Raw genomic sequence first — 18,231 nt, forward strand, 5'->3', positions numbered from 1 at the left:
TCTATCAAAGCGACGAGTATTTCTTGCGCAGACGCTGGCGAATCAGCTCGGCCAAGGTGTTCATCACGAAGGTGAACATCAGCAGCACCAGCGCGGCGAGGAACAGCACACGGTAGTGACTGCCACCGACTTCCGACTCCGGCATCTCAACGGCAACGTTGGCGGCCAGGGTGCGCATACCTTCGAACAGGTTCAGCTCCATGACCGGGGTGTTACCGGTGGCCATCAGTACGATCATGGTTTCGCCAACAGCACGGCCCATACCGATCATCAGTGCCGAGAAAATGCCCGGGCTGGCGGTGAGGATGACCACCCGGGTCAGGGTCTGCCATGGCGTTGCACCCAGCGCCAGGGAGCCCAGAGTCAGGCTGCGTGGCACGCTGAACACGGCGTCTTCGGCAATCGAATAGATGTTCGGAATCACTGCGAAGCCCATGGCAATACCGACTACCAGGGCATTGCGCTGGTCATAGGTGATGCCCAAATCATTGGTAATCCACAGGCGCATGTCGCCGTCGAAGAACCAGGTCTCCAGGAAGGGACTCATGTACAGCGCGAACCAACCGGTGAAGAGGATTACTGGGATCAGGATCGCCGCTTCCCAGCCATCCGGAACCCGCAGGCGGATCGACTCAGGCAGACGGCTCCAGGTGAAACCGGCAACCAGGATGCCAATCGGCATCAGCAGGAACAGGCTGAACACACCCGGCAAGTGCCCTTCCAGGTACGGCGCCAGGAACAAGCCAGCGAAGAAACCGAGAATTACGGTTGGCATTGCCTCCATCAATTCAATCACCGGCTTGACCTTGCGGCGCATGCCCGGGGCCATGAAGTAGGCGGTGTAGATGGCTGCGGCAATGGCCAGCGGTGCGGCCAGAATCATCGCGTAGAACGCCGCCTTCAAGGTACCGAAGGTCAGCGGCGACAGGCTCAGCTTAGGTTCGAAGTCGGTGTTCGAGGCGGTCGACTGCCAGACGTACTTTGGCTCGTCATAGTTCTCGTACCAGACCTTGCTCCACAACGCGCTCCAGGACACTTCCGGGTGCGGGTTCTTCAGGGTCAGCGGCAGCAACTTGCCGCCTTCTTCGATGATGATGCGGTTAGCACGTGGCGACAGGCTCAGAATGCCTGCGCCTTCGGCAACCGGTTCGACCAGCAAAGTGCGGTGCGCGGTGCTGTGGAACACACCCAGTTCGCCGCTGGCATCCAGGGCCACGAAGCCCTTGCGGCGCTCTTCGGCATCGATCTGGACGATTGGCGCCTTGCCCATCTGGAACTCGCGAATGCGCTTGAAGCGCTGTTCGCCATCCGGGTCACGGGCCATGAACCACTGGGCCAGGCCGCCTTTGGAGTCGCCAATGATCAGCGAGATACCACCGACCAGCTGGTTGCTGGCAGTGACTTCGGCGTTGCCGTCGTCGAGCAACTTGTAGCGGCCATTGAGGCTCTTGTCACGCAGGCTAAATACATCCGCCTGGGCACGACCGTTGATCACATACAGCCATTGCTGGCGTGGATCGATGTAGATCGCTTTGACCGGCTCGCTCATTTGCGGCAGGTCGATACGGCTCTGCTCGCTGGTGACCTCACCGGTCATCATGTTTTCTTCGCGGCTCAGCGATATCACCTGCAGGTGCGCGCCAGTGGAACCGGCAACCACCAAGGTTTCGCCGTTCACATTGAGGCTAACATGCTCCAGCGCACGCCCCTGCTCGTCGAGCACGAACGGCTCCTGGCCGTAGGGGAAGTCGATGGCCGGGGTGATGGTCTTTTTGTTGTCCGGGTAAGTGATCTTGTAGCTATGGCTGAACGCCAGCGCCTGACCGTTGGACAAGCCCAGCACCACCAGCGGGTTACCCGGCTGGTCGGTGCCAATAGACGTTACCTGAGCCCCCGCAGGCACCGGCAAGTCAACGCGCTTGAGTTCAGCACCGGTCTTGGTGTCGAAGAACAGCGCTTGGCCTTTGTCCGACACGCGCATACCGACCAGATTCTGCTCTTCCAGAGCAATCATCAGCGGCTTGCCGGCATCCTGGCTCAGCCAGGTCGGCTCCAGCGCTTTCTTGCTGGTCAGCGTGGCACCCTGAAACAGCGGCACGACCACGTAGGCCAGGTAGAAGAAGATCAATGTAATCGCTGCCAGCACGGCAAGCCCGCCCACCAGTACATACCAGCGGGTCAGGCGATCCTTGAGCGCACGCAAGCGACGCTTGCGCTGCAGTTCGGGCGTATTGAAATCAATCCGCACGGGGGGAGAATTTTGGGTCATGGTGGAGTTGGCCAGATCATTCATGCGCACACCCTAGCGGTCCCGTATGACAAAAACATGACAATGCAGTGACGCAAAAAAGCCCGCCGCTCAGAGACGCCTGGCAGCGGACTCGCAATTTGCGGCAGGATCCGGTCATTTCCAGACCCTGCCTAGCTCACACTTAGTTTGCCGCGACGCCTTTAGTGGCGTGGTTCAAGCCCAGGTCAGCCAGGGCTTTTTCGGCCACTTTGGCAGGCAATGGGATGTAACCGTCCTTCACAACAACTTGCTGGCCTGCTTGCGACAGCACCAGTTTGACGAACTCAGCTTCCAGCGGGGCCAGCGGCTTGTTCGGTGCCTTGTTGACGTAGACGTAGAGGAAGCGCGACAGCGGATAGGTGCCGTTCAAGGCGTTGGCTTCGTTGTCTTCAACGAACGCACCACCTTCCTTCTTGGCCAGAGGCACGGTTTTAACGCTGGCGGTCTTGTAGCCGATGCCCGAGTAACCGATGCCGTTCAGCGAGCTGCTGATCGACTGCACGACCGAAGCCGAACCTGGTTGCTCGTTGACGTTAGGCTTGAAGTCACCTTTGCACAGGCCTTCTTCCTTGAAGTAGCCATAGGTCCCGGATACCGAGTTGCGACCGAACAATTGCACCGGCTTGTTGGCCAGGTCACCGGTCACGCCCAGATCACCCCAGGTTTTCACGTCGGCCTTGGCACCGCACAGGCGGGTCGAAGAGAAGATCGCGTCGACCTGGGACATGGTCAGGCCTTTGATCGGGTTGTCCTTGTGTACGAATACGGCCAGAGCATCGACGGCAACCGGGATAGCGGTTGGCTTGTAGCCGTACTTCTGCTCGAACGCCTGGAGCTCGACGTCCTTCATTTTGCGGCTCATTGGGCCGAGGTTGGCGGTGCCTTCGGTCAGCGCCGGTGGCGCTGTGGAGGAACCGGCCGCCTGAATCTGGATGTTTACGTTCGGGTATTCCTTCTTGTAGGCCTCAGCCCACAGAGTCATAAGGTTCGCCAGGGTATCGGAACCGACGCTGGAGAGGTTGCCCGACACACCGGTGGTCTTGGTGTAGGTCGGAATAGCAGGGTCAACAGCGGCAACCGCATTGGCGGTGGCAACGCCAGCGGCGACGAAAGTCAGGGCCGCCATCAAACGCTTCAGTTTCATGCCTTACTCCTAGCAGGAATTGGGGTGAGATGGATCGGGCCCAAGTATCTGCAGGCCGCATGACTACTCTATGAATGGAATATGACAATTAGATGAAAGGCCATCATCGAATCTCGAAGATGGCCTTTTCAAAATGTTGCGATGGTTGTGCTAGAGCAGCTTCAGCGTTTCTTGGCCAGTAGATAGAGGCCAACCAGCAGACCAATGGTGCAGATTCCAGCGACATAGTAGGCCGGAGCCATAGGGCTGAGCTTGAGCAGCGCGGTTACCACCATCGGCGTCAGACCGCCGAAGATGGCGTAAGCCAGGTTGTAGGAAAAAGACAGACCGCTGAAACGCACCACAGGCGGGAAAGCCTTAACCATCACGTAGGGCACGGCGCCGACGATGCCGACGCACAGGCCCGTCAGGGCATACAGCGGGAACATCCACTCCGGATGGGTTGGCAGGCTGTGGTAGAAGGTCCAGGACGAGATCAGCAGCAACAGGCTGCCGACGATGAACACCCGGCCGGCGCCCAGGCGATCTGCAAGTGCACCCGTGCCAATGCAACCCAGGCTGAGCAGGACAATCGCCAGGCTATTGGCCTTGAGCGAGTCAGTCGGGCTGACCTGGTAGAGGCTCTGCAGCAGTGCCGGGGTCATCAGAATAACCACCACGATGCCGGCCGACAGCAGCCAGGTCAGCAACATCGAGATGACAATCGCGCCCCGGTGGTCACGCAATACCGCACGCAGCGGCACTTCGTCGGCCAACGCCTTACGCGCCTGCATTTCGGCAAACACCGGTGTTTCGTGCAGCCAGCGACGCAAGTACACCGCGAAGAAGCCGAACACCCCGCCGAGCAGGAATGGAATACGCCATGCGTAGTCAGCAACCTCCTCCGGGCTATAAATACTGTTGATCAGCGTGGCCACCAACGAACCCAACAGGATCCCGGCAGTAAGCCCGGCAGTCAGGGTGCCGCAGGCATAGCCGGTGTTGCGTGCAGGCACATGCTCGGAAACGAACACCCAGGCACCCGGCACTTCACCACCAATCGCTGCGCCCTGGATCACCCGCATCAGCAGCAACAGGATCGGTGCCCACATGCCGATCTGCGCGTAGGTTGGTAGCAGGCCCATGATCAGCGTGGGTACGGCCATCATGAAAATGCTCAGGGTGAACATCTTCTTGCGCCCCAACAGGTCGCCGAAGTGGGCCATGACGATGCCACCCAGCGGCCGTGCCAGGTAACCGGCGGCAAAAATCCCAAACGTTTGCATCAACCGGAGCCATTCCGGCATGTCGGCGGGGAAGAACAGCTTACCGACCACCGTGGCGAAGAATACGAAAATGATGAAATCGTAGAACTCCAGCGCACCGCCCAAAGCGGAAAGCGACAGGGTTTTGTAGTCACTGCGGGTGAGCGGCCGCGAAGGCTGCGCGATACTGCCGGGCACGGAGGTCATAGGTCTCTCTTATTGGTATCTCTTATTGATACTGCAGGCCGTCTGAGACGCGTGTTTCGGCCTGGGAAGTCCCGAACGATATCAAATTGCCGGAAAAAGCACATAGCAGTACATTTTCAATACAAGTATTCATGACGCCATGGTCGTCGTTGCGCTTTCGCCTCTATATACTGGCCGCTTATAGGAAAAAGTTGGGGCACATGAAGGATGTTGTGCGAAAACGCCGCTAGATATGCTTAGTCGGTTTCGCAGAGTTTCCCTTCGCCGCCTGGCAAAGCGAAAGCAGCGTAGTATGGTTGTGCTGAATCGTTTTTCGAGGCGTCTGTATTAGCGCCAACCAACGAAGCGTCACGGGTCAGAGGCACCCCCGGCATGATTGAACTCGAACAAGAAGATCCTATCCCGCAAGGCGACCTGGCCTTGCAAATCACTGCATTGCCGCGTGAAACCAATGGTTTCGGCGACATCTTTGGCGGCTGGCTGGTCGCTCAGATGGACTTGGCCGGCACCGCCATGGCCAGTCGCGTGGCTGGTGGCCGTGTTGCTACCGTGGCTATCGACCGTATGGCCTTTCTGGTCCCTGTCGCCGTTGGCGCCCAGTTGTCTTTTTATACCCAGACCCTGGAAATCGGCCGCAGCTCGATCCAAATGATGGTCGAGGTATGGAGCGACGACCCGTTATCCAGTGAGTGGCGCAAGGTGACTGAAGCCGTATTTGTGTTCGTGGCCATCGATGGCAGCGGCCGCACCCGTTCGGTTCCTCCTCGTCGCTGAGTTGCCTGCGCGGTAAACTCGAAGGTATGCAAGCGGTCCAAAACCGTACGGCAAACCAACGAGATCAAGCGCATGTCCACACCCAAGGTCGAATCCGAACAGCACGGCGAGCTCAATTGCTGGCGCATCACCACTGACAGCGCAGAACTGCTGGTCGCCCAGCAGGGCGCGCAAGTGTTGAGCTACCAGCGACTCGGCGAGCCGCCGTTGCTGTGGTTGAGCGAGCAGGCCATCTTCACGCAGGGCAAATCCGTGCGTGCCGGGGTACCGGTGTGCTGGCCCTGGTTTGGCCAGTTGAGCCGCAATCCGCAAGCGGTGCAGGCCATGTACCAAGGCACTGAGCCACCTGCTCATGGCCTGGTCCGCAGTCGCGACTGGCAGCTGTTGGGAATTGCCGAAACAGGCGATGCGGTGCGGGTTGATTTCAACCTGCCCGACACCCAGGGCGACCTCCCCGGCTGGCCACACAATGTCGAGCTCAAACTGAGCATCGTACTAGGCGAGCAACTGACAATTACCCTCACCAGCTACAACCTCGACAACGTTCCCATCACCGTCAGCCAGGCACTGCACAGCTATTTCGCTGTCAGCGATGTACGTGAGGTGCAGGTAGAAGGTGTCGATGGCTTGGGTTATATCGAAACGCTGGCCGACTGGGAGCAACACACGCAGGAGGGTGACCTGGATTTCGCTGGCGAGACTGATCGCATTTACCTGCAGGCACCTGCGCAATTAGCCATCGTTGATAAAGCCTGGAACCGGCGCATTCGCCTTAGCAGTAGCGGTTCTCACTCAGCGGTGATCTGGAATCCATGGACGGATCGCGCTGCGCAGCTGGCTGACATGGCCGACGATGGCTGGCAGCGCATGCTGTGTATCGAGACAGCCAATGTGTGGGATGACGTGGTCACCTTGGCGCCAGGGGCAACTCATTCACTGAGCCTGACCCTCAGTAGCGAACCGCTCTAGCCCACACTCAGCGGGCTCGGTGGGAGCGTATTTACCGTGACGCCGGACCGTCGCGGGTGCTTTCAAAGATCGGCGTCTTCCACCACCCGCACCTTGTCAGCATCCATTGCGTAGGCAGCATCCGCCAGATCATTGCTGACCTTCTCCACTTTCAATGTGCCGTTGACCCACAGCGGTGTATAGATATCCTCAAGCTTCAGTCCCTTGGGATAGCGCACCAGCACCAACTGGTTCGGCGGCGGCGGCGGAACGTGAATGCAGGCGCCTGGATAGGGCACGAGGAAGAACAGCGTGCTGTTGCCCTTGGCATCACTTTCCAGCGGCACCGGATAACCGCCCAGACGGATTTGCTTGCCGTTCATGCCAGGCACGGTCTTGTTCGAATACATGACCGCCGGCAGGCCCTTGGCCTGCTTCATGCCACCTTTCTCGGTGAAGGTGCCCATGGCTTCCGGGGAGTTGTGATCGATTTCGGGCATCAGTTCCAAGGCTTTCTGGTCCGACTTGGGCATCAGTTCCAGCCAATCGGTTTCAGCCAGCTCGGCGCGGGCAAGGCTGCTGATGAGCAGCAGTGAAAGCAGTAATACACGGCGCATGGGAATGCTCGGCAACAGAAATTGCCGAGCATTCTAGCCTGTCATCAGTTCTTTTTGACCATGGTGTAGATCACCAGAAGGACGACCGCACCCACCAGCGCACCCAGGAAGCCCGCGCCCTCTCCTGCCTGATAGATGCCTAGCGCCTGGCCGCCGTAGGTCGCAGCGAGCGAGCCGGCAATACCGAGGAGAATGGTCATGATCCAGCCCATGCTGTCGTCGCCGGGCTTTAGAAAGCGCGCCAGCAGACCGACGATCAGGCCGATGAAGATGGTTCCGATGATACCCATGGCAATCCCTCTGAATGAAATAGCGCACGCCAAAGCCTAGTCAGCGCTTTGGCATCCCGCCATCAGAGGGATCGCGAAGAAGGAAGGTTCCCTCTTCAGCCCTGGATCAGGGTCTCGACTTGCTGGATTTTCTGTTCCAGGGTCGCCATGTCTGCACAACGCAGGGTGGCATGGCCGACCTTGCGCCCGACCTTGAAGGCCTTACCGTAGTGATGCAGGTGACATTCATCGATGGCAACCACCTTGTCCACTGCTGGCACTTCGCCGATGAAGTTGAGCATGGCGCTCTCGCCGACCTTGGCGGTCGAACCCAGCGGCAGGCCGGCAACGGCGCGCAGGTGGTTTTCGAACTGGCTGCACTCGGCGCCCTCGATGGTCCAGTGCCCGGAGTTGTGCACACGCGGGGCGATTTCGTTGGCTTTAAGGCCTCCGTCGACTTCGAAGAACTCGAACGCCAACACGCCGACATAGTCGAGCTGCTTGAGCACGCGGCCGGCGTAGTCTTCGGCCAGGCCCTGAAGCAGATGATCTTCACTGGCAACCGACAAGCGCAGAATGCCGTTCTCGTGGGTGTTGTGCACCAACGGATAGAAACGGGTTTCGCCATCACGAGCACGCACAGCGATCAGCGACACTTCACCGGTGAACGGTACGAAGCCTTCCAGCAGACAAGGAACGCTACCCAGTTCAGCGAAAGTACCGACAACATCCTCGGCAGTTCGCAGCACTTTCTGACCTTTTCCGTCATAACCCAAGGTACGGGTTTTAAGCACAGCCGGCAGCCCAATGCTCGCCACCGCAGCGTCCAGGTCGGCTTGCGACTGGATATCGGCGAATGACGGCGTCGGAATGCCCAGATCCTTGAACATGCTCTTTTCGAACCAGCGATCGCGGGCGATGCGCAGCGACTCGGCGCTTGGATAGACCGGGACGAATTGCGACAGGAAGGCCACGGTTTCAGCCGGCACACTTTCGAACTCGAAGGTAACCAGGTCGACTTCGTCGGCCAACTGGCGCAGGTGGTCCTGGTCGCCGTAATCGGCTCGCAGGTGCTCGCCCAGCGGAGCGGCGCAGGCATCAGGGGCCGGATCGAGGAAGGCGAAGTTCATGCCCAGCGGAGTACCTGCCAGGGCCAACATGCGACCCAGTTGGCCGCCACCGATTACACCGATTTTCATGTGATTGACCTCAGGCCTGGCGCGGATCTGGATTGTCCAGAACGTTGTCTGTCTGCTCAGCACGGAACTGTTTGAGCACCGCATGGAACTGTGGGTGCTTGGCCCCTAGGATGCTCGCCGAAAGCAGCGCGGCGTTGATCGCCCCGGCTTTGCCGATGGCCAGGGTGGCAACTGGAATACCAGCGGGCATCTGCACAATCGAGAGCAGTGAATCGACGCCGGAGAGCATTGCCGATTGCACTGGCACGCCCAGTACAGGCAGGTGGGTCTTGGCCGCACACATACCCGGCAGGTGGGCAGCGCCACCCGCACCGGCGATGATAACCTCGATGCCACGACCTTCGGCCTCTTCGGCATACTGGAACAGCAGGTCCGGGGTACGGTGGGCAGAAACCACCTTGACCTCGTAGGGAATGCCGAGTTTTTCCAGCATATCGGCGGTGTGGCTAAGGGTGGACCAATCGGACTTGGAGCCCATGATCACGCCAACCAGTGCACTCATCGTCGAGCCTCTCCTGTAAGCGCCTTACGGCGCACCAAAAGCAACAAGCCACGCAGGAGTACCGGCGTGGCTCGTCATACGGATTCTAAATCGACCAACTCGGCCGAAGGCGCGGGATTATAGCCTACTGCAGCCCTGCCCGCCCAGTCCCGACGGCAATTGACGGATCAAAGGATAACCTGTCTCGCAGGACAATTTTCCAGCTACCGAAGCGGCCTGTTTCTCCTTACCGTCGGTGCTTCAACCACGACGTCAATGGAAGACACCGTCATGCCCCTACTCAAACGAATCACCCTGTTGTTTGCGCTAGCCTTCACGTTACATCTGCCCTCTGCGGTTGCAGCCAGATCTCTGGTTATATCGGTCTACCCGCACAATGAACTCGCCGCCATCAGTGATGAGCAGTTCAACAAGGATTACTTCCAGCATTGGCTAGACGAGATGCGCCTCTTCACCAACCATCCGATAGAAGTCATTTTTAAACGCAACGTGCCTGGTATCACAGACATCGACTATTCGGACATGTCATCGCTACAACTGCTTGAAACGTTCAGCCAACAGATCCCCGAACGCTCGTACCTGAACAAGCACATTTTGCTCACCGAGGGGGTTTATGACAGGTCAGGCCTGAACTACAACGCCGGGCTGGCTTACGAAAAAGGTGTCACCGCAATCGCCTCGATCACGACCTATAGCTCAGCAGCCCACGAGATAGGGCATATGCTTTCAGCCACCCATGAAGATGCAGAAGTCAAATTCAATGGGTGGGTTTGCGAAACCTATACCCACCCCCGTGTGCCGCTTCGCTCCAATTGCTATCGGTACAGCGACAAGAATCGCCAGAACATCGCTGATTACATACAGGCCAATTCTCGCTGACGACTCATGCGGGGTCGTGACTGCTGCCCGACTCCAGCTTTCGCCAGAGCAACCGAACGTTCGCCTTGCGCACCAATGCACAGCGATACAAGCGAATCTCCAGCGGCACATGCCACGGGGTGTCACCACAGATCACCAGTTCGCCGCGTTCCAATTCAGCGCGCACCGACAATCTGGGCACCCAGGCAATGCCCAGGCCTTCCAGGGCCATACTTTTGAGACTGTCGGCCATGGCCGTTTCGTACACTGTGGTGAAACGCAAATTACGCTGGCGCAACAGCAGATTGACCGAGCGCCCGAGGAACGCGCCAGCACTGTAAGCCAGCAACGGCACGCTGCCCTCGCCTTCGAGGTCGAACAGTGGCTTGCCGTTGGCGTCAGCTGCACATACCGGCAGCATTTCAGTGTTGCCCATGTGCAGCGAAGGGAATATCTCCGCGTCCATCTGCAGAGCAGCGTCCGGGTCATAGAACGCCAGCATCAGGTCGCAACCGCCTTCGCGCAACGCATGCACCGCGTCGCCAACGTTGGTCGCTACCAGCCGGGTGGCGATGTTCAAGCCGTCATTGCGCAACTGGGCGATCCAGCGCGGGAAGAACCCCAAGGCCAGTGAGTGCGCGGCGGCGACCTGAATCACCTCCCCCTGCCCACCTTCCAGGTGATGCAAATGACGCAGCACTTCGCCCAACTGATCGACCACGGTACGCGCCGTCACCAGAAACAACTGACCCGCTGCAGTCAGCTCGATCGGCGTCCGCGAGCGGTTGACCAAGGTCAGCCCCAGCGCCGCCTCGAGGCTGCGAATGCGCCGGCTGAAGGCCGGCTGGGTTACAAAGCGGCGCTCAGCGGCCTGGGAAAAGCTGCGGGTCGCCGCCAGGGCACTGAAGTCTTCCAGCCATTTGCTTTCGAGGTTCATCTGTCTCTCCAGGCGCGCACCAAAATGGCACACGCTCGAATGTCGGTTGGCGTCACATCAACCATTATGCCGTTTGTGCATAGGTTAGCGCGCAACAGCATTGGCCGCAAAATCGGCGCAGGCCTAGGATTGGCGCCATTCCGGCATGTGCCGGGCCAAACTCGAGATGATATTTATCATGTCCGCTGCTGCATCGTTCCGCGTCGAAAAAGACCTGCTTGGCACCCTTGAAGTCCCAGCTGATGCCTACTACGGCATCCAGACCCTGCGCGCTGCCAACAACTTCCACCTCTCCGGTGTTCCGCTGTCGCACTACCCTAAACTGGTTGTGGCCCTGGCCATGGTCAAACAGGCTGCTGCTGACGCCAACCGTGAGCTGGGTCACCTGAGCGATGCCAAGCACGCCGCCATCAGCGAGGCTTGCGCCCGTCTGATCCGCGGTGACTACCACGAGCAGTTCGTAGTCGACATGATTCAAGGCGGTGCTGGTACTTCTACCAACATGAACGCCAACGAAGTCATCGCCAACATCGCACTGGAGGCCATGGGTCACCAGAAGGGCGAGTACAAATACCTGCACCCGAACAACGACGTGAACATGGCGCAGTCGACCAACGACGCCTACCCGACTGCGATCCGCCTGGGTCTGCTGCTCGGTCACGACGCACTGCTGGCCAGCCTCGACAGCCTGATTCAGGCCTTCGCCGCTAAAGGCAAGGAATTCGACCACGTACTGAAGATGGGCCGTACCCAGCTGCAGGACGCCGTGCCGATGACCCTGGGCCAGGAATTCCGTGCCTTCGCCACCACCATGACCGAAGACCTGCAGCGCCTGCGCTCGCTGGCTCCAGAACTGCTGACCGAAATCAACCTGGGTGGTACCGCCATCGGCACCGGCATCAACGCCGACCCTGGCTACCAGGCCCTGGCTGTACAGCGTCTGGCAACCATCAGCGGCCAACCGCTGGTACCGGCTGCCGACCTGATTGAAGCCACCTCGGACATGGGTGCTTTCGTCCTGTTCTCGGGCATGCTCAAGCGTACTGCGGTCAAACTGTCGAAGATCTGTAATGACCTGCGCCTGCTGTCCAGCGGCCCACGTACTGGCATCAACGAGATCAACCTGCCAGCGCGTCAGCCAGGCAGCTCGATCATGCCAGGCAAGGTCAACCCGGTCATTCCGGAAGCGGTCAACCAGGTAGCCTTCGCCATCATGGGTAACGACCTGGCCCTGACCGTCGCTGCCGAAGGCGGCCAGCTGCAACTGAACGTGATGGAGCCGCTGATCGCTTACAAGATCTTCGACTCGATCCGCCTGCTGCAGCGCGCCATGGACATGCTGCGCGAGCACTGCATCGTCGGTATCACCGCCAACGAGCAGCGCTGCCGTGAACTGGTCGAACACTCGATTGGCCTGGTCACCGCCCTGAACCCGTACATTGGCTACGAAAACGCCACCCGTATCGCTGCCATCGCCCTGGAAAGTGGCCGTGGTGTGCTGGAACTGGTCCGCGAGGAAGGCCTGCTGGACGAAGAGATGCTCAACGACATCCTGCGTCCGGAAAACATGATTGCTCCGCGCCTGGTTCCGCTTAAAGCGTAACCGATGCGGTAAAACGCTCACCAGGTCGAGGGACTAGACACCTCTCACCTTTTGAGGGCCCAGGGATCACTCCCCGGGCCCTTTTTTTATACCTGTCTTGTGAGAAATTTGCCGTAGCAACTTCGCCGGCCCCACAAAAAGCAGCGACAAATCGCGAGACTGTAGGTGTTTTCTGTAGGACCGTTCTGAATCATACTTTCGACGCCGTTACTCTGTTGTGCCTGGCCTTTCGTGGGCCTAGGCTGCTGCCGTCGTTGGAAAATCCAATGATCGGATTTAGCAGTCCGGATATGACAGAAATCTACGGACGCCACTGTTATGGCGGTTGTACGTGGGGCACCTCCGGGTGCGCCGGTTCTCTGTCACCGGTCTGCTAACCCGCGTACGGCTGCCACCTTCGTTTAGCAGCGAAGGATGCATGCTTCACTGACAGAGGTGCTCATGAAAAAAATCGTCCCCGATCCGCCCATTCTCGACCTTTCCCACGCAACCACCGCCAACACCCCGTTCGGCACCAACCTGATGTTCAACGTCCGCGAAGGCATACCCGCTGAAGAAGCATTGCTTCATGCCTGCCAACTGCTGCGTTGTGCCGAAGCCACGGTTAGCGATGCGCTTGATCATCTAACGCACAACGACCGCTCAATTATTTCGGGTGCCGGCCAGCATATAGAGGTGGCGCATGCGCTGATCGATGCGGTGCTTGAGGGGGCTGGCGTGCAACGGATCTTCACTCCCCATTAGCCGAACCACTGTTTTTGTGGGGGCTGGCCTTGCCTGCGATGCAAGTACCCCGCCCCCCGCTGACACCGCAACGCTGACAGCCCCCCACTGATGACGTAGTGTGGTTGACCAAACCTTGGCCGACCACGGAGACAGCCCATGGCAACCGTACACCCCGCTCGTAACATCATGGTGCTGTATACCGGTGGCACCATCGGCATGCAGGCCAGTGCCAGCGGCCTCGCCCCGGCCTCGGGCTTCGAGCAGCGGATGCGCGACCACCTGGCCGGGATGAGCGATCTCCCAGGCTGGCGGTTTCGCGAAATGCAGCCACTGATCGACAGTGCCAACATGACGCCCGAGTACTGGCAACGACTGCGTGAAGCGATCATCGACGCTATCGATGTTCAAGGCTGTGATGCCGTGTTGGTCCTGCACGGCACCGACACCCTCGCCTACAGCGCTGCCGCCATGAGTTTCCAGCTCCTTGGCTTGCAGGCCCCTGTGCTGTTCACCGGTTCCATGCTGCCAGCCGGCGTTGCCGACAGTGATGCCTGGGAGAATCTTATCGGCGCCCTGCACGCATTGGCTCAAGGCCTGGCTTCGGGTGTGCAGCTGTATTTTCATCGCGAACTGCTCGAGCCTAGCCGTACCGCTAAGGTGCGCAGTTTTGGCCGGCACCCTTTCGTCACACTCAAGCGCTTTGGTGGTGCACCCCACGTTCAGTCCTTGCCAAAAGCACTCGATTATCGACAGCCCAAACAGCCCGTCGGCGTGGCAGTACTGCCTCTGGTACCCGGTTTCGGTGCGCCAATCTTGCAGGCGGCGCTTGCCAGCGGTGCCCAGGGCGTGATCCTGGAATGCTTCGGCAGCGGCACCGGCCCTGCTGACAACGGGGACTTTCTTGATGCCCTGAGGCAGGCGCAGACACAAGGTGTAGTGGTAGTGGCAATCACCCAGTGCCACGAGGGCGGGGTCGAGCTGGATGTCTATGAAGCCGGCAGCCGCCTGCGCCAGGTTGGCGTATTGTCCGGTGGCGGAATGACCCGCGAAGCGGCATTCGGCAAGTTACAACTGCTGCTCGGGGCAGGCGTGCCGAACGAAGAAGTGCGCCGCCTGATCGAACTGGACCTCTGTGGAGAGCTGCGCTAATCGCGGCAAGGCACGCATATTGCTGGCTTACCGGCAGCCCTTTAGCAGGAAGCCAACCATGCTCCACTCACACCTCACTACCCTCAACGCTGTGTCCTTGGTTCTGCAAGCCTTCCAGGACGATGAGGTAGACGCCGCTGCGCTGCTTGAAGGGAGTGGTATAAGCCCGGCGGACTTGGGCCGTGCCGACTCGCGCATCACCACGCGCCAGGAGTTGCTGGTGTGTGCCAACGCCGTGGCACGCCGGCGTGAAGTGGGCTTGGCACTGGGCAAGCGCATGCATGTTTCCTGCTACGGCATGCTCGGTTACGCCCTGCTTTCCAGTGCCACCTTAGGTGACGCTTTGCGCCTGGCCATGCAGTATCCGGCGCTACTGGGAACACTTTTTCACCTGCGCCTGATCGACGACGGCGAACGCATCTGGTTCAGCGCTAGCAATTATCGCGAAGCCCCGCACTTGGCCGCTTTCAATGCCGAGTTTTGCCTGACTTCGTTGAAAGTCATCTGCGACGACTTGCTCGGCCAATCGCTTCCGCTGCTGGCATCACGTTTTGTCCACGCCGCCCCGGATTATCAAGTCCTGTATGCAGACACCTTTAACTGTCCGCTGCACTTTGAGGCCAGTGACAACGCCTTTGCTTTTGAACGCCATTGGCTGGACGCCCCCTTGCCCTTGGCCGATCAAATCACCCATCGATCCATGAGTGAACGCTGCCGTCGGCAGAACCTGGAGTTCACCGGGCGTCAGGCGTGGTTGGGGCGAATCCGGCAGTTGCTGCTCGAACAACTGCAAGAGGCACCCGGTTTGGAAGGCCTGGCAAAACAGATGAACTGCTCTTCGCGCACCTTGCGCCGCCATCTCCAGGAACTGGGCAGCAGCTACCAACAACTGCTCGATGAGCTGCGCTTTGAACGGGCCAAGCAATTACTGGCGGATGACCAGTTACCGATTTATCAAATCGCCGAAGCACTTGGCTTCAGCGAAACCGCCAGCTTTCGCCATGCGTTTCTACGCTGGAGCGGCGTCGCCCCAAGCCATTTCCGCGTCTGAGGGCGAAATCCGGACAGCCAAGCTGGCCACATCGATCCCCTTTTGGCCGTTTACGTCGTTCTGAACCGGAGCCGGTCCATCAACAATGGACCCCACGCCAGTGACTCCAGAGAACAACAAAATGCTGACCATTTATTCTGATGACCATCGCCTGCACCACGGCCGCTGCGAGCTGATCGACGGGCAATTGATGCCCTGTTTTGAAATGCCTTCGCGTGCCGATCATGTGCTGGAGCGGGTCAAAAGCCAGGAACTGGGGCCCGTGCAAGGCCCAACAGATTTTGGCCGCGCCCCGCTGTTACGGGTGCACAGCACCGACTACCTGAATTTCTTCGAAGATGCCTGGCAGCGCTGGGCCAGCCTTGGCCATGACGGCGACTTGCTGCCCTTCACCTGGCCAGCGCGCACCCTGCGCAGCGTCAAACCAACCGGCTTGCATGGCGAGCTGGGTTATTACAGCTTCGATGCCGGCGCGCCGATTACCGCAGGTACCTGGCAGGCTGCCTATAGTGCAGCGCAGGTAGCGCTGACTGCGCAGGCCGCCGTGCAAGCGGGCGCCCACAGTGCCTTTGCCTTGTGCCGCCCACCAGGACACCATGCCGCCAGCGATGTCATGGGTGGCTATTGCTATCTGAACAACGCCGCGATTGCCGCCCAGGCTTTCCTCGACCAGGGACACAGCAAAGTCGCCATCCTTGACGTCGATTACCACCACGGCAACGGCACCCAGGAAATTTTCTACCCGCGCAGCGACGTATTGTTCGCGTCCATTCATGGTGATCCGCAGGCTGAGTTTCCATTCTTCCTCGGCTATGCCGACGAACTGGGCGAAGGAGACGGCTTGGGTTACAACTTCAATTATCCATTGCCCGCTGGCAGCGACTGGCCAACCTGGAGCAATGCCCTTGACCAGGCCTGCGAGCGCATCGCCGCCTATGCGCCTGACGTCGTGGTGGTGTCGCTTGGCGTCGACACCTTCAAGGACGACCCGATCTCCCAGTTCAAGCTGGACAGCCCCGACTATCTGCAGATGGGCGAGCGCATCGCGCGCCTGGGCAAACCGACGCTGTTTGTCATGGAAGGCGGTTATGCGGTCGAGGAAATCGGGATCAATGCCGTGAACGTCCTGGAAGGATTCGAGCGCGTTCGAGCATAAGCCACCTCAAACCCAGGCACGCCGCAAGCGTGCCAGGGCCTCGGCAATCTGCGCTTCGCCTACTGCGGCGAAGCCCAGCACCAGTCCCGCGCGGTTATCCACAGGCGTGGTCGAGTCCGGCAACCAGTAGTCGCTTAGTGCGTTGAGCTCAACACCGACGGTTTCAGCTCGAGCGATCAGTTCCTGCTCGCGCTCATAACTGTCGACGTCAACCTTCACATGTAGCCCCGCCGCCACTTCGGGCATCGGTCCAAGGCCTGGGATATCCACAGGCCAGCCTGCCTGTAGCGCGTTGCGCCGATTCAACGCGGCGCGGCGCACCCGACGTATGTGTCGCTGAAAATGACCTTGGGCCATAAATTGCGCCATAACCACCTGCGTACCTACTTCGGAATGCCTTACCGCCAATGCGCGGAAACGAGAGAAGGCTTGCACCAACTGTTGCGGCAGCACCAGATAGCCCAGGCGTAACGCTGGAAAGGCGATCTTGCCGAAGGTGCCGATGTACAGCACTCGCCCACTGCGATCCAGTGCCGCCAACGGCGCCAGCGGCGCACCGCTGTAGCGGTATTCGCCGTCGTAGTCGTCCTCAATGATCCAGCCATCCTTGCGCTGCGCCCAATCCAACAACGCCAGGCGTCGCGCCAGGCTCATGGTAACTCCTGTGGGGTACTGGTGCGCCGGGGTTACATAACTCAAGCGACAACCCGTCAGCTCATGCAGCGCAGTGCAGTCCAGCCCCTCATTGTCGACTGCAATGCCTCGCACCTGGGCGCCGGTCAGGGCAAAGGCATTACCGGCAGCGCGGTAGCCGGGGTTTTCCACAGCCACCACATCACCCGCCTCCAGCAACAACTGTGCACAAAGGCTAATCGCCTGCTGCGCGCCACTGGTGATCACAATTTGTTCAGCTGAGCAGGAAAGCCCGCGTGATCGACGCAAATAGGCAGCAATCAGCTCGCGTAGCTGCGGCTCACCTGCAGGGTCACCATAGCCCAATACCGCAGGATCCGGATTGCGCCAAAATCCCGCCTGCAGCTTGGCCCAGACGTCGAATGGGAACAGATCAAGCGCCGGTAAACCGACACGAAAAGCCCGCGGGGCCTCGCTTTTCGGAGTAGGCAAATAGTGCTTTTCCAGGCGCTCCAGGGGACCGCTGTGGATAACTTTACTGGATAAAATATCAGTACTTTCACTTGATTTTGTGGATAACCCTGTGGAAAAACCCAGGGACAACCCTGTGGATACTTTTGTGGATAGTTTCGCCAGCTGACTCACATAGGTCCCATCACCCACCCGACTCTCGATAAAACCTTCGGCATACAACTGGTCATAGGCACGCACCACGCTGTTACGTGAAAGGGCCAATGCGGTGGCCATGTCACGCGTTGCCGGCAATCGTGTGCCGCTGCTCAAGCGACCATCCAGTACCCGCATGCGCAAGGCCTGGTAGAGCTGACGGCTCAACCCCTGGCGAGGGTCAAGAACAATACCGGTGGGGTCGAACGGCAGAGTAAAAGGACGCACGCTCATGACAATGGACCTATCAAATTAGCT

17 protein-coding genes are annotated in these 18,231 nt (G+C 59.3%); 8 read left to right on the forward strand and 9 right to left on the reverse strand.

All coding sequences use genetic code 11. The annotated features are described in order from the left end of the window. Positions 1–4: 4 nt before the first annotated feature. The 3 genes from ACQRAX_RS14695 to ACQRAX_RS14705 all read right to left on the reverse strand — a co-directional run bounded on the left by ACQRAX_RS14695 (position 5) and on the right by ACQRAX_RS14705 (position 4,885). Positions 5–2,293, reverse strand: coding sequence for a phosphate ABC transporter permease (locus tag ACQRAX_RS14695; protein ID WP_412040383.1), 2,289 nt, complete (start codon positions 2,291–2,293; stop codon positions 5–7). A 139-nt stretch (positions 2,294–2,432) separates the two neighbouring features. Continuing rightward, complete coding sequence (locus tag ACQRAX_RS14700) at positions 2,433–3,434, reverse strand: phosphate ABC transporter substrate-binding protein PstS (RefSeq protein WP_101293871.1); 1,002 nt, start codon at positions 3,432–3,434, stop codon at positions 2,433–2,435. A gap of 161 nt (positions 3,435–3,595) precedes the next feature. Beyond that, positions 3,596–4,885, reverse strand: a complete 1,290-nt coding sequence (locus ACQRAX_RS14705; protein WP_412040384.1) for an MFS transporter — start codon at positions 4,883–4,885, stop codon at positions 3,596–3,598. A gap of 372 nt (positions 4,886–5,257) precedes the next feature. Here ACQRAX_RS14705 and ACQRAX_RS14710 point away from each other — a divergent pair, with 372 nt between their 5' ends. Together ACQRAX_RS14710 and ACQRAX_RS14715 are read left to right on the forward strand one after the other, a co-directional pair. Beyond that, the gene (locus tag ACQRAX_RS14710) at positions 5,258–5,659 is read left to right on the forward strand and encodes an acyl-CoA thioesterase (protein ID WP_009402429.1); all 402 of its coding nucleotides are present in this window, start codon (positions 5,258–5,260) and stop codon (positions 5,657–5,659) included. 72 nt (positions 5,660–5,731) lie between these two features. Further along, complete coding sequence (locus ACQRAX_RS14715) at positions 5,732–6,628, forward strand: D-hexose-6-phosphate mutarotase (protein WP_412040385.1); 897 nt, start codon at positions 5,732–5,734, stop codon at positions 6,626–6,628. Between the two features lie 62 nt (positions 6,629–6,690). On the opposite strand, the gene ACQRAX_RS14720 is transcribed toward ACQRAX_RS14715, so the two are convergent. The 4 genes from ACQRAX_RS14720 to purE form a co-directional block, all read right to left on the reverse strand. Next, entirely contained in the window at positions 6,691–7,224 is a 534-nt protein-coding gene (locus tag ACQRAX_RS14720; protein ID WP_412040386.1) for a DUF3299 domain-containing protein, read from the reverse strand. Between the two features lie 44 nt (positions 7,225–7,268). Then, a complete protein-coding gene (locus ACQRAX_RS14725) occupies positions 7,269–7,514 on the reverse strand; it encodes a GlsB/YeaQ/YmgE family stress response membrane protein (protein WP_412040387.1) in 246 nt (81 codons plus the stop codon). 95 nt (positions 7,515–7,609) lie between these two features. Continuing rightward, positions 7,610–8,692 carry a 5-(carboxyamino)imidazole ribonucleotide synthase gene (locus ACQRAX_RS14730; RefSeq protein WP_412040388.1) on the reverse strand — a complete coding sequence of 361 codons (1,083 nt, stop codon included), beginning with the start codon at positions 8,690–8,692 and terminating at the stop codon, positions 7,610–7,612. 10 nt (positions 8,693–8,702) lie between these two features. Beyond that, on the reverse strand, positions 8,703–9,194 hold the full coding sequence (gene purE / locus ACQRAX_RS14735; RefSeq protein ID WP_412040389.1) for a 5-(carboxyamino)imidazole ribonucleotide mutase: 492 nt from the start codon (positions 9,192–9,194) through the stop codon (positions 8,703–8,705). A gap of 270 nt (positions 9,195–9,464) precedes the next feature. Here purE and ACQRAX_RS14740 point away from each other — a divergent pair, with 270 nt between their 5' ends. Next, on the forward strand, positions 9,465–10,073 hold the full coding sequence (locus tag ACQRAX_RS14740; RefSeq protein WP_412040390.1) for a hypothetical protein: 609 nt from the start codon (positions 9,465–9,467) through the stop codon (positions 10,071–10,073). A 4-nt stretch (positions 10,074–10,077) separates the two neighbouring features. Here ACQRAX_RS14740 and ACQRAX_RS14745 read toward each other — a convergent pair whose 3' ends face one another. Continuing rightward, a complete protein-coding gene (locus tag ACQRAX_RS14745) occupies positions 10,078–10,989 on the reverse strand; it encodes a LysR substrate-binding domain-containing protein (RefSeq protein ID WP_412040391.1) in 912 nt (303 codons plus the stop codon). 178 nt (positions 10,990–11,167) lie between these two features. On the opposite strand from ACQRAX_RS14745, the gene aspA reads away from it, so the two are divergent. From aspA to ACQRAX_RS14770, 5 genes are all read left to right on the forward strand, one after another. Further along, entirely contained in the window at positions 11,168–12,592 is a 1,425-nt protein-coding gene (gene aspA, locus ACQRAX_RS14750) for an aspartate ammonia-lyase (RefSeq protein ID WP_045186229.1), read from the forward strand. Positions 12,593–13,033: 441 nt separating this feature from the next. Continuing rightward, a complete protein-coding gene (locus ACQRAX_RS14755) occupies positions 13,034–13,336 on the forward strand; it encodes a DUF6124 family protein (protein WP_412040392.1) in 303 nt (100 codons plus the stop codon). A gap of 138 nt (positions 13,337–13,474) precedes the next feature. Continuing rightward, positions 13,475–14,467 (forward strand): asparaginase, encoded by a 993-nt coding sequence (locus ACQRAX_RS14760; RefSeq protein ID WP_412040393.1) that lies wholly within the window; start codon positions 13,475–13,477, stop codon positions 14,465–14,467. A gap of 58 nt (positions 14,468–14,525) precedes the next feature. Then, a complete protein-coding gene (locus ACQRAX_RS14765) occupies positions 14,526–15,518 on the forward strand; it encodes an AraC family transcriptional regulator (protein WP_412040394.1) in 993 nt (330 codons plus the stop codon). Positions 15,519–15,639: 121 nt separating this feature from the next. After that, a complete protein-coding gene (locus ACQRAX_RS14770) occupies positions 15,640–16,674 on the forward strand; it encodes a histone deacetylase family protein (protein WP_412040395.1) in 1,035 nt (344 codons plus the stop codon). 6 nt (positions 16,675–16,680) lie between these two features. Here ACQRAX_RS14770 and ACQRAX_RS14775 read toward each other — a convergent pair whose 3' ends face one another. After that, complete coding sequence (locus ACQRAX_RS14775) at positions 16,681–18,207, reverse strand: PLP-dependent aminotransferase family protein (protein ID WP_412040396.1); 1,527 nt, start codon at positions 18,205–18,207, stop codon at positions 16,681–16,683. Between the last annotated feature and the right edge of the window lie 24 nt (positions 18,208–18,231).

The sequence above is a fragment of the Pseudomonas sp. UM16 genome (genome assembly GCF_050312595.1).
Taxonomy (GTDB): Bacteria; Pseudomonadota; Gammaproteobacteria; order Pseudomonadales; family Pseudomonadaceae; genus Aquipseudomonas.

Bases quoted from the DNA above. Each gene is read 5' to 3' on its own strand.
- ACQRAX_RS14695 (WP_412040383.1), bottom strand. From the start codon at position 2,293: ATGAATGATCTGGCCAACTCCACCATGACCCAAAATTCTCCCCCCGTG.
- ACQRAX_RS14700 (WP_101293871.1), bottom strand. From the start codon at position 3,434: ATGAAACTGAAGCGTTTGATGGCGGCCCTGACTTTCGTCGCCGCTGGC.
- ACQRAX_RS14705 (WP_412040384.1), bottom strand. From the start codon at position 4,885: ATGACCTCCGTGCCCGGCAGTATCGCGCAGCCTTCGCGGCCGCTCACC.
- ACQRAX_RS14710 (WP_009402429.1), top strand. From the start codon at position 5,258: ATGATTGAACTCGAACAAGAAGATCCTATCCCGCAAGGCGACCTGGCC.
- ACQRAX_RS14715 (WP_412040385.1), top strand. From the start codon at position 5,732: ATGTCCACACCCAAGGTCGAATCCGAACAGCACGGCGAGCTCAATTGC.
- ACQRAX_RS14720 (WP_412040386.1), bottom strand. From the start codon at position 7,224: ATGCGCCGTGTATTACTGCTTTCACTGCTGCTCATCAGCAGCCTTGCC.
- ACQRAX_RS14725 (WP_412040387.1), bottom strand. From the start codon at position 7,514: ATGGGTATCATCGGAACCATCTTCATCGGCCTGATCGTCGGTCTGCTG.
- ACQRAX_RS14730 (WP_412040388.1), bottom strand. From the start codon at position 8,692: ATGAAAATCGGTGTAATCGGTGGCGGCCAACTGGGTCGCATGTTGGCC.
- purE (WP_412040389.1), bottom strand. From the start codon at position 9,194: ATGAGTGCACTGGTTGGCGTGATCATGGGCTCCAAGTCCGATTGGTCC.
- ACQRAX_RS14740 (WP_412040390.1), top strand. From the start codon at position 9,465: ATGCCCCTACTCAAACGAATCACCCTGTTGTTTGCGCTAGCCTTCACG.
- ACQRAX_RS14745 (WP_412040391.1), bottom strand. From the start codon at position 10,989: ATGAACCTCGAAAGCAAATGGCTGGAAGACTTCAGTGCCCTGGCGGCG.
- aspA (WP_045186229.1), top strand. From the start codon at position 11,168: ATGTCCGCTGCTGCATCGTTCCGCGTCGAAAAAGACCTGCTTGGCACC.
- ACQRAX_RS14755 (WP_412040392.1), top strand. From the start codon at position 13,034: ATGAAAAAAATCGTCCCCGATCCGCCCATTCTCGACCTTTCCCACGCA.
- ACQRAX_RS14760 (WP_412040393.1), top strand. From the start codon at position 13,475: ATGGCAACCGTACACCCCGCTCGTAACATCATGGTGCTGTATACCGGT.
- ACQRAX_RS14765 (WP_412040394.1), top strand. From the start codon at position 14,526: ATGCTCCACTCACACCTCACTACCCTCAACGCTGTGTCCTTGGTTCTG.
- ACQRAX_RS14770 (WP_412040395.1), top strand. From the start codon at position 15,640: ATGCTGACCATTTATTCTGATGACCATCGCCTGCACCACGGCCGCTGC.
- ACQRAX_RS14775 (WP_412040396.1), bottom strand. From the start codon at position 18,207: ATGAGCGTGCGTCCTTTTACTCTGCCGTTCGACCCCACCGGTATTGTT.